At 49.0% G+C, this 719-nt stretch carries 3 rRNA genes; all 3 read left to right on the top strand.

Features of this window, described 5'->3' with window-relative positions:
* Positions 1 to 109 (top strand): 16S ribosomal RNA (locus D3P09_RS27270); the annotation flags it as partial.
* 147 nt (positions 110 to 256) lie between these two features.
* Positions 257 to 373 (top strand): 5S ribosomal RNA (gene rrf, locus D3P09_RS27265).
* A 232-nt stretch (positions 374 to 605) separates the two neighbouring features.
* Positions 606 to 719: ribosomal RNA gene (locus tag D3P09_RS27260) — 23S ribosomal RNA — on the top strand; the annotation flags it as partial.

Here is a 719-nt window from a genome sequence, read left to right as displayed (position 1 = left end):
TCGGTGGGGTAACCCGCAAGGGAGCCAGCCGCCGAAGGTGGGGTAGATGATTGGGGTGAAGTCGTAACAAGGTAGCCGTATCGGAAGGTGCGGCTGGATCACCTCCTTTCTAAGGATATACCCGAACTCGATGAAGTTCGGATCAGGAAGCATAAGTTTCCAAATCTCAGGCAGATGTTGCTCGCTCGTTGTCAGTTTTGAAAGACTAATCGTCTTTCTAAGAAGTTTTCGCATCTGCGAAATCTTCACCAATCCGTTTGGTGGCGATGGCGGAGGGGAACCACGCGTTCCCATACCGAACACGACCGTTAAGCCCTCCAGCGCCGATGGTACTTGGACCGCAGGGTCCTGGGAGAGTAGGACGTCGCCAAGCGGGTAAGAATATACCACAACAACATAGTTTAATTTCCAACATTTGATTGTTGAAAAGCCTGAACTATGGTGGTAATATGAATATCCTGTCGCTAACGCGGCAATTGTTCCTTGAAAACTGGATAACGAAAGTAACAAGAAGTATTTATTTCTTATCTTCGGATGAGAAGAGAATCTTCTGCTGAAACATCCTTTAGCATGATTTAAACGTTGGCTTAATGCCAGCGATACTAGGTTAAGCTAGTAAGAGCGCACGGAGGATGCCTAGGCACCAGGAGCCGAAGAAGGACGTGGCGAACAACGATACCGCCTCGGGGAGCCGTAAGCAGGCTTTGATCCGGGGATTT

The sequence above is a fragment of the Paenibacillus pinisoli genome, assembly GCF_003605435.1.
In the GTDB taxonomy this organism is placed as follows: domain Bacteria; phylum Bacillota; class Bacilli; order Paenibacillales; family Paenibacillaceae; genus Pristimantibacillus; species Pristimantibacillus pinisoli.
Note: the sequence above shows the minus strand (reverse complement) of the source record. Positions and strands in the feature narration are given on the sequence as shown.